Source organism: Peribacillus simplex, from assembly GCF_900156045.1.
Taxonomy (GTDB): domain Bacteria; phylum Bacillota; class Bacilli; order Bacillales; family DSM-1321; genus Peribacillus; species Peribacillus simplex_D.
Window position 1 is genome coordinate 275,374 of record NZ_FTMX01000002.1, and the last position, 15,027, is coordinate 290,400.

Below are 15,027 nucleotides of genomic sequence, written 5' to 3' on the forward strand. Positions count from 1 at the left end.
GATGGCTGGGCTTTTTTGTGTGGATAAAAAGTGCGCGCTGCCCGAAATTGAGCAAGCCTTGCTTATTCCACAATTTTTTTTTCAAAGCGATTGATGTCCGAATCCGCGCCGATGACGATCAAAATATCACCTTTATGAATTAAATCGCTCGCTTGTGGGGAGACATTTATTTCGTTCCCTCTTTTGATCGCGACTATATTCAGCCCATAATGAGCACGGATATCAAGGTCAAATATCGAGTTTCCATTCATCTTTTGGCTTGCAACAATTTCGACGATGGAGTGTTCATCAGAAAGCTCCAAATAATCGAGAATATTATTGGAGACGATATTATGGGCAATCCTTCTCCCCATATCCCGTTCGGGGTGAACGACATAGTCAGCCCCGATTTTACGAAGAACCTTCTCATGATAATCATTTTGCGCTTTAACTGTAACATTCCCGACACCCAATTCCTTAAGCATGAGAGTCGTCAATATACTCGCTTGAATATTCTCGCCAATCGCTACAATGACGTGATCAAAATTCCGAATCCCTATGTTCCTCAGTACATTTTCATCTGTCGTATCCCCTACTACGGCATGTGAAGCTATTCTGGCAAATTCATTCACTCGATCTTCGTCAGCATCGATAGCCAGAACCCCTAATCCTTCTTCAGCTAATGTCTTGACTATGCTGCCGCCAAAACGGCCAAGTCCAATCACCGCAAATTCTTTTTTCACAATAAGCCCTCCAACGTCATTCGTTCTCTCTTTAGAGCATGTTCACGCTTCGCTTCCTTTAAACGTTATATAGTCCGTTAAGTGATTGATCGCGAGTTCTATCGCAGTTTCATCCGGACTTAACTTAGCGTGGTGCAATCCGTAATCCGATGAAACCCCCAGCCAGAACATGAATCCTGGAATTTCCTTTAACATATAACCAAAATCTTCACCAGTCATCGCTTCCGTACAGCGATGCAAATGAACATCAGTTGACTTCTCTGTAAATTCCATGAATTCCCTGGTCAACCGTTCTTCATTATACACCTGGTGATACATCGCGCCATAGTCGATTTCAGCCAAGCACTCATATCCCACTTGTAGGCCATCCACAAGCGCTTTTATTCTTGACTTGACCTTTACCATCGATTCGGGGTTAAGGGTGCGTATTGTGCCTTCTAACCGCGCTGTTTCCGCAATAATATTTTGAACTGTGCCTCCAGTGATCTTTCCAACTGTAATGACTGCTGAATCAAGTGGATTGACATTCCTAGAAACGATGGTTTGCAGCTGCCCTACTAGCGAACATGCCGCAATGACCATGTCATTTGTTTCATGCGGATAGGCTGCATGCCCTCCTTTCCCCCTCAAATCGATGAATAATTCAGATGTATTGGCAAATAGAAGCCCTTCTTTAACGGCAATCGTCCCAACTGGGTACTCTGGGGCAATATGTAAAGCAAGAATCATATCCGGCTTCCATTTTTTCATCGTTTCCGATTTAAGCATTGGCTCAGCTCCGCCAGGACCCTCTTCCGCAGGCTGGAAGATGAATAGCAAGTCATCATCGATCGGATTTTCGGTGAAATATGTCAATAATCCCAAACCTATGCTCATATGAAAATCATGACCGCAGGCATGCATATATTCCTCGTGGTTGGATGCGAACGGCAATCCGGTTTCCTCTTTTATCGGCAATCCGTCAATATCAGCCCGGTAGCCAATTGTTTTTCGCGGGTTCATTCCCTTCACTTTCACGAATATCCCAGTCCGCCAAGTTTCTATTTCCATTCGCTCCTGGGCCAGTTTCGTTATGTAATTCAATAGGTATTGCTGCGTCTTGAATTCTTTGAATCCTATCTCCGGTATTTGATGCAAATCACGCCGGATCTCGGCAAAAGGATTTATTTTCACATTATTTCCTCCTATACAGAAAGCGTGGATATATTTATCCACGCTTCAGGCAATATTCACTAAAGAATTAAAGTTGACGAAGTTCTTGCATGATTTCTGTTTTTGATTTTGTTTTTTCGTCAATTTGTTTAATGACCCTCGCCGGGATACCAGCAGCCACGGAGTAAGGAGGAACGTCTTTTGTTACAACTGCACCAGCCGCCACAACTGAACCTTGACCGATTTTCACACCTTCTAATACGACCGCATTGGCTCCGATTAAAACATCATCTTCCAAAATGACCGGTTGTGCGGAAGGCGGCTCGATGACACCTGCTAAAACGGCACCTGCACCTACGTGACAGTTTTTACCCACTGTTGCACGACCGCCCAGTATTGCGTTCATGTCGATCATTGTGCCTTCACCGATGACAGAACCAATATTGATTGATGCACCCATCATGATGACTGCGTTGTCTCCAATGGATACTTGGTCACGGATTATTGCGCCAGGCTCGATACGGGCTTTGATGCCTTTTAGGTCCAATAAAGGAATGGCAGAGTTACGGCGATCATTTTCAACTACATAATCCTCGATTTTTGTTCCTGCTGCCTTGATTGCTTCTTCGACTTCAGACCACTCACCGAATACGACACCTGTATTTCCTGTTATGAAAGTTTTAGAAGCTGGACCAAAATCCATGCCTTCTAAATTGCCTTTGACATATACCTTTACAGGTGTAGCTTTTTTACTATTTGAGATAAAAGAAATAATTTCGTTTGCATCCATTTTATTCATTCCTGGTAAACCTCCTAAATATGTATCATTACTCGTTTTAAATTTACCAGACAACTGCCGGCAAAACAAGTTGAATGTCACTCTTATATATTATTCTCCGCTATTGACATTTTTGTCAGCGGACCTATAACATTCCTTGGTCACGAATATGCTCTTTCACCACTTCCGTGAATGCTTGCACTTGCTTTAACTGGAAGGCAGATTCATAGCCGCAAAGCCATGTATCTCGTTCGATTGAGTGGTTATGCCCATCCAGTAGAGGTATTTTAAAAACATTCGTATCTTTATCATGTAAAGTGATGGCTGGCAGGATTGCATATCCTATGCCATTGAACACCATTTGTTTGCATGTTTCGATTTGATCCACGACAATGGTGTTTTTTGGTGTCGTTTTAAATTGCCGATGCCACCAGTCCTGGATTTCCTGATAATAATTCGAATCGCTTTTAAACTGAATGAATGGCCGGTCCGTTTCGAACACTTGATTCAGTTCCTTCATTTCAGTATCCACCAAATAAAGCATATCCGTAAATAAATGCTGTTTTACCCCTTTCCAATCCGGAGCTCCCCTTATGATGCCAATATGCACCTGTCCTTCATACAAAGACTTTAAAATTTCACTGCTCCAGCCAGTGATTAAGGAAATTTTGGCATACGGATATTTTTGAACGAACTTTTTCAATACTTGCGGCAGCCAATTTTGACCGACAATTGAAGCACAGGCTATTTTCAAAGTCCCATATACTTCATGGTCCATAGCTTGAATACTTTCCCTGACCTTTTCTTCTTTTTCGATAACCTCATTGGCCAGTCGAATTACCGCTTCACCTGCAGGCGTCAGTGACAGCCCTTTTTGTGAACGCACAAACAGTTTCGAGCCCCAATCCTTTTCTATGGATTGTAAACGCTGTGATAAAGCCGGCTGGGAAACGAACAACCGCTCAGCTGCTTTTCTCATATTCATTTCCTGAGCAAGCACGGATAATAAATGAAATTCTGAAAATGACATACACACCAACCTCTTGATAATTAATTCTTATCATGATGATTTAATTTATTTAAATTTTATTATCAACAAAGTCGGCTTATAATACAAGAGAAAAGAAACGGGGTGAATATGCTTTGACGATCATTTTACTGCTTGTCATCGGTTTTGCGGCATCCTTTGTCGGCACATTGGCAGGGAGCGGCGGCCTTATCGGAATGCCATCCCTTCTTTTGATAGGTTTACCCATACACCAGGTTATTGGTTCAGTCAAATTTTCCAATATGTTTTCTTCTTTTTCTAGCTTTTATATTTTATTCAAGAAAAAACAGCTAAAGTTGAAAGATGCCCTCCAGTTAATCCCATTCGCCCTTTTCGGTGGCTTATGTGGTGGCCTGCTTGCTAATTCATTCTCTGAGAAGGCAATGAATTTGTTAGCCATCTGTCTCTTGACTGTCGCTTTGATCATGAATTTCATAAAAAAACCGAAACCTTCCGATGAATCGGATTGGCATCTCCCAAAAAAAGTGTATCCATCCTTATTCGGAATCAGTGTCTATGATGGAATGTTCGGACCCGGACAGGCAACCATGCTCATGTATACCTTTTTAAGAAATGGTGCCACCTACCTTCAATCCCTAGCCTTTACTAGATTCCAAACTTTCATTAGCTGTACAGCTGCATTCATTACCTATTTCATTGCGGGTAACATTGCATGGGGGATTGCCATTTATTACACGATCGGTTCCCTTATCGGATCACAGCTGGCCTTGCGTGTGGCGCAAAAAATCTCGACTCGACAATTGAAATTCATTTTACATTCGGTTACGGTCGCATTGTTGATTCAATTGGTCATCAGGGTCGCGTTCCCTTAAATACAAAGGCAAACTCCATTTAAAGAGTCTGCCTTTTTTCCCTATGCCTTCTTATTCTTTCTTAGTCTCGTAAGTAACAGGAAGCTGATTACAGAGAAGACTAGAACAATGAGATAAATCGTCTGTAATGACAATGTAAGTCCTTCCTGTAATACATGCACCACATTTTCAGGAAGCGACATGCGTTCTTCACTGTTCAACAGTTTATTTGCCGTATCTATCGTCACTCCCGAGCCAGCCGGCGCATGCTCGTTCAAGTAGGCTTGAAGCCTCATATTCATGATTCCTCCAAGTAATGCAGCACCTACAGTATTTCCTAAATTACGCATGAACATATTGGAAGCTGTCGCAATGCCCCTTCGTTCCCAGCTGACGGTTTTTTGAATGACGACAATGAATGAGGTAGAAGTCAAGCCCATGCCTACACCGACAAAGAAGGATCCCATGGCAGCAATGATGGGCCCAGCTTCCGGCTTCATCCACACTAGGATCAAGCTCCCAACAATCAATGAACACCCTCCAAGGAGGGAGGTTGATTTGAATCCTATTTTCATCAATAACCTGCCAGAGACCATTGATGCGATCGGCCAGCCAATAGACATGGCTGTCAATGTAAAACCAGCTACCGTAGGCGAGCGCTCCATCACGCCCTGAACGAATGTAGGGAGGAAACTTGATAATCCGATCATCATCACCCCTGTCGTCAGGGATACGAGATTGGCAATCAGAATGGAACGCTCCTGCCAAATTTCAAATGGCATCATTGGTTCGGCCGCTTTCTTTTCCTGAAGAATGAATAAGATGAAGGTGATGATGGCCACTGATGCCAAGGAAATGACCGGAGCTGAAGCCCATGACCATTTCACTCCTCCTTCTACGAGTATCACCATTAGAGTGGATATGGATAACGTCAATAGCGTTGCACCTAGGTAATCGATATCACGTTTTTTCTTTTCGATATTTTCATGAAGGAAAAACCAAATCCCAATAAAAGACAATAAGCCCAAAGGTATATTTACCCAGAAGACAAGCTTCCAAGTCAGGGATTCAACAAGCAAGCCGCCCAAAGCTGGCCCCATGACAGCCGAAATGCCCCACACGCTCGATAGATACCCTTGAACGCGTGCCCTCTCTTCATTTTTATAAATATCACCAACAATTGTCGAAGCTACAGGAGCTACAGCCCCCGCCCCAAAACCTTGTATAAAGCGATATATGATGAGTTCCGTCATGGAATCTGCAAAGCCGCAAAGAAGGGAGCCAATTAAAAAGACAATGATTCCAAATAATAAAACAGGTTTTCTCCCGAGAATATCCGATAGCTTTCCATATATCAAGACTGTTACCGCGTTCATTAGCAAATAACCTGAAAACACCCAGCTGTAAAGTGAAAAACCGCCTAAATCACTTACAATGGCTGGCATTGCCGTCGAAACGATCGTTCCTTCTATAGCGTTCATAAACATAGCCAACATGATGGCGGCTAATATGAAGGGACGTCTCAATTTTTTATTCTGCACCTTTGCACTATTCACTTCTTGGCCCAATTTCAGCATCCTCCCCTAATAGACCCTTACTGTTTATAGACTTTACCACTAACTGGATCAAATATGTAAAAACAAGAAAACTCGCCAACTGGCGAGTCTTGAGGTTAACCATCATTTTATGCCTTACTTATTTATCGGGTGTATTTTGTTTAAATACCTTTTTTAGGATTGCTCTTCTCGTTAAGATACCTTCAAATACATGTTCGTCATTCTCCACACAGACAAAAGGATGATCAATCAACAATTCCACTCCCTTGGTCAATGTATCTTCAATATGCAGGCGAGGTATTTCTATATTCATTATTTCGGAAACTTTTTTATTCTCAAGATTATCAAATTCAATTCGTTCCAGTCCCAAGATTGAATCAAGAATGACTGGTGTGCTAATTAAACCATGCAGTTTATACATCGGATCTAACACAGGAATGGCCGTATAACCGCTCTTTGTTAATACCAATAGTGCATGTTCTAAATTATTGGTTACCTGCACGTGGGCCACGCGTTCAGAAGAAATCATTAAGTCTTTAACGCTGGATTCCAATAAATCCCCATCATGAGTACCGATCATGTTAAAACCCCTTACCATATGTTTTTATATACAGCTCTTTCTATAGTTTAACATATGTAAGCAGAAAAGGCTCATTCCTAGACCAATAAAATCCCAAACGGCGGGATTTCCACAAGAGATCTTTAGCCTTTACTAGTTTTGATGTTAACCTGTTTAAAACCGCATTCCGGGCATTGATAAATCACATTTTGGTTGGATTGTGCCGTTAATACATTATCCATTTCCCTTTCCTCACCGCATGCTGGGCATATTACCATTGGATTTTTCATTTTTACATCCCTCCAATTAATAAGATGTGTAAATTTCACTGCTTCATTCACAATAAAAAAGCCGCTTCCAAAGGAGGGCGGCTTTTCGTGATTTTTTTAAGATTGAAGAAGATCAAAGATTTCAATGGTAATCATATCAATATTATCGAATTGATATTTGGATGATTTCCCTTTATCACTGTATACTTCAAGCTCGAACATTTCTGTTTTGCTGAAATATGTAACCTGGCACTTTTTCACACCATCTATTTCAAAAAAACGTTGAGCAGATTCAGATTCCTTCGCTTGCTCTTGAAGACTTTTCAATCTGGTAAGGATGCCCTGTAATTGAGACATACTCCCTCTCCTTTCTGAATAAAACCTTTTCGATAGGTTTCACTATACCATACTTTTCTATCCAGTAGCCACGCTGAAATAAATTCAGAATAATTTAAAACTTCATTCTTTACATGGCACTATTAACAGAATAAAATAAGGAATGGATTTTGTACATGAAAAATTTCTTGGGGGTAGATTCTGTTGCAAAACATTAGTGAACTTGGTTATCGCATTTCATTGATTGATGGTTTTGATTTGGATAGAAGAAATCGTACAGGTACATATGTAATTGCCGATGAAGACATCACATTAGTCGAAACTTCCGCCAGCCCTTCCATCCCCCACTTAATGAAGGGGCTCGAACATTTGGGAATCGCCCTCGAAGATATTACATATATCATTCTTACCCATATTCATTTGGACCATGCAGGTGGAGCTGGACTTTTTTTACAGCATTGCCCGAACGCCAAAGTGATCGTCCATCCAAAAGGTGCACGTCATCTAGAAGATCCAACACGTTTGATTGCTGGGGCCAAAGCAGTCTATGGTGAAGAATTCAACAAGCTTTTCGATCCGATTTTACCTATTCCGTTTGAAAGAATGCAGATTAAACATGATCGGGAATCCCTGCAAACAAGTGATAATTCAAAGTTGACCTTTTATGACACTCCCGGACACGCAAACCATCATTTAAGCATATTCGATTCGGTATCAAAAGGGATGTTTTCAGGTGACACCGTAGGCATCTATTATCGTGAACTCGATGAAGAAGGTCTGGAATTTCACTTACCTTCCACATCGCCAAACCAATTTAACCCCGAAGCGATGCTTGCAGCAGCGGATTTGTATGAGAGCATCGGCGTAGAACGTATATATTTTGGCCATTATGGGGTTTCTGAAAACCCTAACGAGGTATTTAAACAACTTCATTACTGGCTGCCTAAATTTGTTGCGACTGCCAAATCGGCATACAGGGAATATAAGAGCTTTGAGGAACGAGTGGCAGCGACCAGTAAAAATATTTTCACGGAAGTCGCCTTTCATTTAGGCGAAAAAGGAATCACCACAGATCATCCTGTTTTTGAAATCATCGCCATGGACCTGAACGTTTGTTCCATGGGATTGATTGACTATCTGGTAAAACAGGAAAAAGCGAAGTAGAACGGGTACTGGGGTGTTTTCCTATTCAAATGTCCTGGCATCCTCTATAATGAAAAATAAAACTTACCAAAAGCATATGGAGGATTGAAATGAAAGACGTTACGCTATATACCCAACCTGATTGCCCTCCCTGCAAAATCATGAAAATGTTCTTTGACGATAATAATGTCGTTTACAAAGAAAAGGATATTAAAGCAGATGGACAAGCCCGAAAAGAATTAACTAATAAATACGGCGCCTATTCCACACCAACGGTCGTCATCGATGGGAAAGCCATTGTTGGTTTTGAATTGGACGAAATAAAAAAAGAACTGAATATATAAAAGAAGTCTAGAGAAGGCAGTGGCCTCCTCTAGACTTCTTCATTCAGCTCCATATTTTTCAACTTTGAAAAATTTGCCTTATTTCATTTTATCACTTTCATACTTTACATCCGTTACCTTCCAAACGTCATTTTCCTTTTTCAAAGTAACTGATTCAACATGTTTTTCCATCGATACCGGTCCGTCCCCAGTGTCCCCGAATTCCTCCTGAACATAAATGACATCACCGTTTTTCCCATATACAATTTCCGTATTCTTGTCGTAACTGAAAAAAGGGATATAATACGGAGCGAAATCCGATCCAAAAGCGGTATAACCGCCATCGACTTTCACTACATTCGCTTGGACAAACTTCTTGATGAAATCACCCGTGAAATGTTTACCCAACTTCCCTTCAATCGCTTCCTTAGTACGTACTTCCTCACTGATCGAACCCTGGTTCTCCATGGCATCCTTCACTAAAGATAGCACTTCATCTCTATGTAAACCCTCCGCTGAAGCAGTGAACCCTCCACTTAAAAATAAAAGGATACTGGCAAGACATGCAACTAGATATTTCTTCATTACAATCATCTCCTTGTTATAGAATTTCTCCTAATGGTTCTGATTTTTGCCTATGCCTTTCAATACCCGTCAAAATCAAAGCCAAACTACAAAATCAATTTCTCCGGGATATCTTGATACCATTACCCATTTTTCACAATAAAAAAGGAGATTTCATGATATTGAAATCTCCTTCTCAGAATTATCGAAAAGCATAGTAAAAAATAAAACCGGCAACCAAAATCGTCCCGACGAAAAGGGAAACGAATACCGGGTTCTTTAAATAAGGATGTTCTTTAACTGAATCATCGAGAGTCGAATCATATCTGGCCTTCACTTTCTGTGCCCTTGCTACAGAATAAGTATAAAAGAGCAGATATAATGCCATGATTGTAACGATTATGATTAGAATCCAGATGTACGTGCTCAAAATATGTCTCCTCCAAGCGCATCATTTCTGCTTATCGTTACACATTTAAAGCGATTATATTCATGAATCGTTTTTTATAATAGTGCTTCATTTTCATATAAATAACTATAAGAAAGATCACAGAAAATGTATTCCTTATTATTCAGGGGATATGAAAAGGTCCGTATCGTTTCCCCCGTTTCGATATCACTGTATAAATCGGATAGTCTTCCTTTTTTCTCATTGCGCATCTTTACGATATTTTCGAGAAAATAAGGTCTCCAGCTCCAATTTTTATTCATATAACTGGGTTGGACTAACCATTGCCCATCCTTATGTAGGATATTGGGGGATTTTTGATACCCCTCTTCATCACAAATATAAAGCCGAAAACATACGGAATCCATCTTTTTCGCCAAAATACCGAGAAACTCTTCATGGGAGCCGTTCCGCTTTTGCTGTTTTAAGAAATTTTGCATATTCTCGTTGAATTGCAAAGTCTTTTGATAAACGGCTTCAAGCTTCTTGGTCTCTAAAGAAATGAAGGACTGACATTCTTGATGGAATTTTTCACGAAGTAAATCTTTATTAATGAATTCGCCTTCCGGTTTCGCCAAAAAATACCCTTGATAATATCGTCCCCCATTCTTCCATGCAAAACGAAGCTGGTATTCGGATTCAATGTTCTCAAATAGTAAATTGGCGCCGATTTTTCGTGCAAGCATGCTTAGAGAAAACAGGATGACCTGATAGGCATCTCCACCTGAAATGCGAAGCTGGTCCAGGTTAACTTTTAAAATATTCGGAGAAATCTGTGCGATTCGGTCCAATTGTGTATCTTGTCCTAAATGATCTAAAGCTATCTTAATCCCATATGTTCTAAAGTAAGCAAGCACATGCTGCAAAGGATCCAAGTTATCCGGACTGATCGTGTCTGATAATTCCAGCACGATCCGGTGCATTTCCTCCGGTTGAAAATGACGATGTAAAATCTCCATGAATTCTTCGCCATGATCCAACATAAGCAAATTAGGATCTCTGTTGATAAAGATAAGAAAATCTTCACCATAGTCTTTTATTCTCTCCAAAGCAATTTCAAGTACGTAATTATCCACTTCCACCCTATACTCTTCCGGCACTGCAGAATCGTGAAAAAAAGGTCCAAGGCTTTTATATTCCGATTGTTCCTCATAGCGCCCCAGAATTTCATACCCGATTACCTGATGTTGATCTGCACTGAAAATCGGTTGAAAGAATGGTGTCACCCTGTCTAAATTCTTTAATATCTTTTCTGTATCCATGATGCATCTTCCCCCTAATTACGAAAACACCAATATGCCAAAATTATACCATTAGTTTCTTGCATTGATAATAAATAATTTTAATTCCTACTGCATAACTCTTTTTTCAGAACCCATTCATCCAATCCATTTGAAAAGAAACACATTGAAAAAGCATTGTCCATGAATGGAACAATGCCTTATGTCTTATCAAAAAGGGAAGAACCATGGGATTGTGATCACCATGATAACGCCAATGAAGATCTGTATGGATATCCCGATCATGATAAAATCTTTATGCTTGTAATCACCCGCCGTCATGACAAGCGCGTTGGTAGTGGCAACCCTCGGAGTCGATAACGCCAAACTGCCGGCAACGGCGAGGCATATAAACACAGGAAGGGGGTCGATGCCTTGATTCACCGCAGATGTCAGTGCAATGGGGGCCATGATTACCGCCGCGGCTCCATACGGGATGAATTGGCTCAGGATCAGTGTCAGGAGGTAAAAGACCGCTAATATGCCGTGTGCCCCGATATTACTGAATAAAACCGCCAGCCAATCACTTATCATCCTCACTCCGCCCGTATTATCCAATGCAGCCGTTATTCCGAACATGGCGGCAATCAAAAGAACAGGTTCCCAGTTAATCTTTTGGTAAGCATCCTCCATCGAACGGACACAGCCAGTGATCACCATCAACAATGCGGCCGTCAATACCGATAGTACGGCAGGGACGGACTCCATCGATAATAGAATGATCATCAATGCAGTGATTCCCAAGGCAATCCATGCTTTGCCCTTGGAGTTGACCGGAGAGCCATCTTCCGAGGTACTTCCAATAACGATGACATCCTGTAAATCCGAGGAAATCCTCTCAATGTTCTCCCATTCTCCATGTATCAGGATTGCATCCCCCGGTTTAAGGCGTTCCGTTCCGACATCGGCTTGAATATATTCGCCATTCCGATTGATTGCAAGCACATTACATTGGTATTTCTCACGAAAATGCACATCTATCAAGGTTTGATTTTCATAATCCGAGTTCGGGACGATCAATATTTCTGTCAATCCAAATCTACTGCTAAGAAAATGTTTCTTTATTTGTTCGGTATTGAAATGTTTAAACTCCAGTTCATAGTTAAGTGCCAATCTCTCAACTGCTTCTTCTTCTCCAAACACCAAAATGATATCTTCAGGATGAAGAACCTCATCCGCCCTTGCTGAAATCGTCAGCTGTCTTTGCAACAGCGGTAATTGCTTATCCTTTGGCTTCCGCTGTATTTCAATCAAAGTCAATTCATACTGAATAGGAAGCTGGAGGTCAGACAGCCTTTCTCCAACAATATCGGAAGTTGCGGGTATATGCAGATAATGCAATCTGTCATATACTTTGTACATGCCTGCAAGCTCCCCTGCCGACAGTCCCTTGACACTATTGTTCGCGGCAATCGTCTTCTCGGGAAGCAACAGGCGTCCGAGTGTCAACATGAAGAATAACCCTGCTGCAAAGGCGATCAAGCCCACGGGTGTAAAGTCAAAAAACTCTAACGTCCCTATTCCGTTTTGTCGTAATACATCAGCAACGATCATATTTGAGGGAGTACCTGTCAGTGTTAATAGCCCTCCAATACTGCTTGCATAGGCAAGTGGCAATAAATACCTTGTCGGACTTGTTTTTTGTTTTAAGGCCATGCTCATAACGAGCGGAAGCAGTATGGAAACAATCCCTGTTCCGCTTAAAAAGGCACTTAATATTCCTGCTGTCAGCATGACGATAAGCAGCGATTTCCATTCACTGCCCCCACATAAACCCAACAACTTATTTCCTGCCTTTTCCACGATTCCTGTATTTAACAGGCCGGCACCGACTATGAATAGCCCAGCCAGCATGATGACCACTTGATTCGCAAAACCGGCCACTAGCTCATCCAATGTAAGAATCCCCAGTAAACCCAGAATGGATAGTGCACTAAGTGCAATTAAATCTGCTCGAAATTTCCCTTGTATAAAAAGCGCAATCGCGCAAAGAAGTATAATCAGTGTAATAAACATTGGTTCGGTCATCATGTTACCTCCGTATAGATGTTCAATTTCAAACCGGATACGGTTTCATCAAACCCCAGTTTACATGTTTTTCATATGCTCATAGAAGATATTTTCTTCATTTTATGTATATTGTTTGTTAGTATGAGGAAGTAACATTTTTATATTAGATAGGTTGATTAATTTGAATAAAACCATAACCAGAAGAACATTCTTAAAGAAAAGTCTTGGTACATTGGCTACCTTAACCGGTTTAGGTATTGGCGGAAACTTTTATGCCCATAATTTGGAACCCAGATGGTTAGAAATCAAGCATAAAATCATCAGCCATCCGCTTATCCCAAAAGGTTTTCATGGCATGAAGATGGTCCAATTCAGTGATACGCATTTAGGCTTTCAATTTCAGCTTAAAGATTTACAAGCAATTGTCAATAAGATAAACCAACTGGACCCTGATGTTATTTTATTTACCGGAGATTTGATGGACCAGCCTAATAAATACAAGGATTTCCAGAAAATACCTCTAGTTTTAAATCAACTCAAAGCGCCACTTGGAAAATTCAGCATCTACGGTAACCATGATCATGGGGGATATGGCTCTGAAATTTACAGCGATATCATGGAAAAATCCCAATTTACCATGTTGCAAAATACCTCAACTAAGATTACCTTATTAACCGCTGAAAAAATAGTCATTGCCGGGGTTGATGATGCAATGCTAGGAAAACCTGATTTTGAAAAAGCACTAGCTGGCATCCCTGAAGAAGTGTTCACCATTATGCTTTCGCATGCCCCTGACCTTGCCGACACATCTAGGAATTATGACATCCAGTATCAAATAAGCGGTCACAGTCACGGAGGACAAGTACAAATCCCCTTTGCCGGTGCCCTTGTAACTCCCCCATACGCTGAAAAGTACCGTGAAGGCACGTATGAAATCGATTCATTAACGTTACATGTCAATAGAGGGCTTGGCACAACCCGTCTCCCATATCGTTTCCTTTCACGTCCGGAGTTGACTGTTTACGAATTCCAATCCGAAAAATGATTGGAAAAGAATACAGGGGAAAACCGCCAGACTTTTTAACAAAATCTGTGCGAATAAAACGACTTGTTGCCATAAATCATGTGTAATGGACTCCTATGAATTATAGCATTAGAAGTATATCTGAGAAAACCAGGTTTTTTTTACCAGTACCAAATGGTAGTTGCCATAAAGGTTATACCATGCTTAAATAGCCGCACAGGAAAGTTCCGATACACCCTAAAACAGACACCGTTATATAGATAAGGCTATCTATATAACGGTGTTTCCTAATAAGTTCAAGTGTTTCCATACTGAATGTTGAAAAGGTCGTAAAAGCCCCCAGGAAACCTATTGTCAGAAAAACCTGGAAAGACAAAGACCAGCTTTCTTTCTGTGGCAACGCCATTCCGAGCCCAAAGGAACCTATAAGGTTAATCAGTAAAATGCTAATGGGTATTGCGACGGCTGGCAATAGCCTATTAAAAATAATCTGCAAGACATATCTTGAGGCCGCTCCAAAAAAGCCCCCTATAAAAACTGAAAGAACCTCAATCAAAGGGACTCACCTCTCCGTCTATCAAAAAGGCCCAGTCCGAAGAAACCAGCAACCAAACCCAAAAAAAGCGTGGCACCAATATACAGTCCCGCCAATGCCAGAGAAGCCTGCAGTAGATTCACCACTTCTTGGGAAAATGTGGACATCGTGGTGAAACCGCCACAAAACCCGCTGCCCAGCGCTAAAAAAACAAGCGATTTCTTTTTCGAGGCGAAATAGCCATTGATCATTCCAAGTAAAAAGCTGCCTACTATATTTATTAAGAGGGTTCCAAACGGGAAGAAGGAATGGCCAGCAGTCAAGATTACGCAATATCGCAATATCGCTCCAGCCGCTCCTCCAAAACCGACTGCAAAAATGCTTTTAAACCGATCCATTAAGGTCCCCCCAAATTTTTCTCATAAGTAGATTCATTATAACAGATTAAGATGAAACAGGCTCTTTTCT

At 41.1% G+C, this 15,027-nt stretch carries 18 protein-coding genes; 4 read left to right on the forward strand and 14 right to left on the reverse strand.

From position 1 onward, the window contains the following. Window positions 1-62: 62 nt before the first annotated feature. From BW986_RS07875 to BW986_RS07890, 4 genes are all read right to left on the reverse strand, one after another. Window positions 63-722 carry a potassium channel family protein gene (locus BW986_RS07875; protein WP_081395537.1) on the reverse strand — a complete coding sequence of 220 codons (660 nt, stop codon included), beginning with the start codon at window positions 720-722 and terminating at the stop codon, window positions 63-65. Between the two features lie 42 nt (window positions 723-764). After that, window positions 765-1,889 (reverse strand): N-acetyldiaminopimelate deacetylase, encoded by a 1,125-nt coding sequence (locus tag BW986_RS07880; protein WP_081395579.1) that lies wholly within the window; start codon window positions 1,887-1,889, stop codon window positions 765-767. A 73-nt stretch (window positions 1,890-1,962) separates the two neighbouring features. Next, entirely contained in the window at window positions 1,963-2,673 is a 711-nt protein-coding gene (dapD, locus tag BW986_RS07885; protein ID WP_076366798.1) for a 2,3,4,5-tetrahydropyridine-2,6-dicarboxylate N-acetyltransferase, read from the reverse strand. A gap of 124 nt (window positions 2,674-2,797) precedes the next feature. Further along, window positions 2,798-3,682 (reverse strand): transcriptional regulator CcpC, encoded by an 885-nt coding sequence (locus BW986_RS07890; RefSeq protein ID WP_076366800.1) that lies wholly within the window; start codon window positions 3,680-3,682, stop codon window positions 2,798-2,800. Between the two features lie 113 nt (window positions 3,683-3,795). Here BW986_RS07890 and BW986_RS07895 point away from each other — a divergent pair, with 113 nt between their 5' ends. After that, window positions 3,796-4,533 (forward strand): sulfite exporter TauE/SafE family protein, encoded by a 738-nt coding sequence (locus BW986_RS07895; RefSeq protein ID WP_076366802.1) that lies wholly within the window; start codon window positions 3,796-3,798, stop codon window positions 4,531-4,533. 41 nt (window positions 4,534-4,574) lie between these two features. Here BW986_RS07895 and BW986_RS07900 read toward each other — a convergent pair whose 3' ends face one another. The 4 genes from BW986_RS07900 to BW986_RS07910 form a co-directional block, all read right to left on the reverse strand. Continuing rightward, complete coding sequence (locus BW986_RS07900) at window positions 4,575-6,080, reverse strand: MDR family MFS transporter (RefSeq protein WP_260320783.1); 1,506 nt, start codon at window positions 6,078-6,080, stop codon at window positions 4,575-4,577. A gap of 127 nt (window positions 6,081-6,207) precedes the next feature. Further along, window positions 6,208-6,648 (reverse strand): cyclic-di-AMP-binding protein CbpB, encoded by a 441-nt coding sequence (gene cbpB, locus BW986_RS07905; RefSeq protein ID WP_063232001.1) that lies wholly within the window; start codon window positions 6,646-6,648, stop codon window positions 6,208-6,210. Between the two features lie 122 nt (window positions 6,649-6,770). Next, entirely contained in the window at window positions 6,771-6,917 is a 147-nt protein-coding gene (locus tag BW986_RS30070) for a hypothetical protein (RefSeq protein WP_098371146.1), read from the reverse strand. 96 nt (window positions 6,918-7,013) lie between these two features. Then, the gene (locus tag BW986_RS07910) at window positions 7,014-7,253 is read right to left on the reverse strand and encodes a YkuJ family protein (protein WP_034314086.1); all 240 of its coding nucleotides are present in this window, start codon (window positions 7,251-7,253) and stop codon (window positions 7,014-7,016) included. A gap of 183 nt (window positions 7,254-7,436) precedes the next feature. On the opposite strand from BW986_RS07910, the gene BW986_RS07915 reads away from it, so the two are divergent. Next, window positions 7,437-8,396 carry an MBL fold metallo-hydrolase gene (locus BW986_RS07915; RefSeq protein ID WP_076366806.1) on the forward strand — a complete coding sequence of 320 codons (960 nt, stop codon included), beginning with the start codon at window positions 7,437-7,439 and terminating at the stop codon, window positions 8,394-8,396. Window positions 8,397-8,485: 89 nt separating this feature from the next. Continuing rightward, on the forward strand, window positions 8,486-8,719 hold the full coding sequence (locus BW986_RS07920; RefSeq protein WP_076366808.1) for a glutaredoxin family protein: 234 nt from the start codon (window positions 8,486-8,488) through the stop codon (window positions 8,717-8,719). A 78-nt stretch (window positions 8,720-8,797) separates the two neighbouring features. Here the strand turns inward: BW986_RS07920 and BW986_RS07925 are convergent, their stop codons facing one another. The 4 genes from BW986_RS07925 to BW986_RS07940 all read right to left on the reverse strand — a co-directional run bounded on the left by BW986_RS07925 (window position 8,798) and on the right by BW986_RS07940 (window position 13,021). Then, window positions 8,798-9,283 (reverse strand): DUF3993 domain-containing protein, encoded by a 486-nt coding sequence (locus BW986_RS07925; protein ID WP_076366810.1) that lies wholly within the window; start codon window positions 9,281-9,283, stop codon window positions 8,798-8,800. Between the two features lie 181 nt (window positions 9,284-9,464). Then, window positions 9,465-9,692 (reverse strand): hypothetical protein, encoded by a 228-nt coding sequence (locus tag BW986_RS07930; protein ID WP_076366812.1) that lies wholly within the window; start codon window positions 9,690-9,692, stop codon window positions 9,465-9,467. A 74-nt stretch (window positions 9,693-9,766) separates the two neighbouring features. Next, entirely contained in the window at window positions 9,767-10,972 is a 1,206-nt protein-coding gene (locus BW986_RS07935; RefSeq protein ID WP_076366814.1) for an EAL domain-containing protein, read from the reverse strand. Between the two features lie 189 nt (window positions 10,973-11,161). Further along, a complete protein-coding gene (locus BW986_RS07940) occupies window positions 11,162-13,021 on the reverse strand; it encodes an SLC13 family permease (protein WP_081395539.1) in 1,860 nt (619 codons plus the stop codon). A 160-nt stretch (window positions 13,022-13,181) separates the two neighbouring features. Here BW986_RS07940 and BW986_RS07945 point away from each other — a divergent pair, with 160 nt between their 5' ends. Then, window positions 13,182-14,045, forward strand: coding sequence for a metallophosphoesterase (locus tag BW986_RS07945; RefSeq protein ID WP_076366818.1), 864 nt, complete (start codon window positions 13,182-13,184; stop codon window positions 14,043-14,045). A 172-nt stretch (window positions 14,046-14,217) separates the two neighbouring features. On the opposite strand, the gene crcB is transcribed toward BW986_RS07945, so the two are convergent. Together crcB and BW986_RS07955 are read right to left on the reverse strand one after the other, a co-directional pair. Next, window positions 14,218-14,580 carry a fluoride efflux transporter CrcB gene (crcB, locus tag BW986_RS31200; RefSeq protein ID WP_081395540.1) on the reverse strand — a complete coding sequence of 121 codons (363 nt, stop codon included), beginning with the start codon at window positions 14,578-14,580 and terminating at the stop codon, window positions 14,218-14,220. Next, entirely contained in the window at window positions 14,577-14,957 is a 381-nt protein-coding gene (locus BW986_RS07955) for a fluoride efflux transporter FluC (protein ID WP_076366820.1), read from the reverse strand. The genes crcB and BW986_RS07955 overlap by 4 nt, the downstream gene beginning before the upstream one ends. Between the last annotated feature and the right edge of the window lie 70 nt (window positions 14,958-15,027).

Coding starts and splice junctions, on each gene's coding strand:
- dapD (WP_076366798.1), bottom strand. CDS start 2,673: ATGAATAAAATGGATGCAAACGAAATTATTTCTTTTATCTCAAATAGT.
- BW986_RS07890 (WP_076366800.1), bottom strand. CDS start 3,682: ATGTCATTTTCAGAATTTCATTTATTATCCGTGCTTGCTCAGGAAATG.
- cbpB (WP_063232001.1), bottom strand. CDS start 6,648: ATGATCGGTACTCATGATGGGGATTTATTGGAATCCAGCGTTAAAGAC.
- BW986_RS30070 (WP_098371146.1), bottom strand. CDS start 6,917: ATGAAAAATCCAATGGTAATATGCCCAGCATGCGGTGAGGAAAGGGAA.
- BW986_RS07910 (WP_034314086.1), bottom strand. CDS start 7,253: ATGTCTCAATTACAGGGCATCCTTACCAGATTGAAAAGTCTTCAAGAG.
- BW986_RS07920 (WP_076366808.1), top strand. CDS start 8,486: ATGAAAGACGTTACGCTATATACCCAACCTGATTGCCCTCCCTGCAAA.
- BW986_RS07925 (WP_076366810.1), bottom strand. CDS start 9,283: ATGAAGAAATATCTAGTTGCATGTCTTGCCAGTATCCTTTTATTTTTA.
- BW986_RS07935 (WP_076366814.1), bottom strand. CDS start 10,972: ATGGATACAGAAAAGATATTAAAGAATTTAGACAGGGTGACACCATTC.
- BW986_RS07940 (WP_081395539.1), bottom strand. CDS start 13,021: ATGATGACCGAACCAATGTTTATTACACTGATTATACTTCTTTGCGCG.
- BW986_RS07955 (WP_076366820.1), bottom strand. CDS start 14,957: ATGGATCGGTTTAAAAGCATTTTTGCAGTCGGTTTTGGAGGAGCGGCT.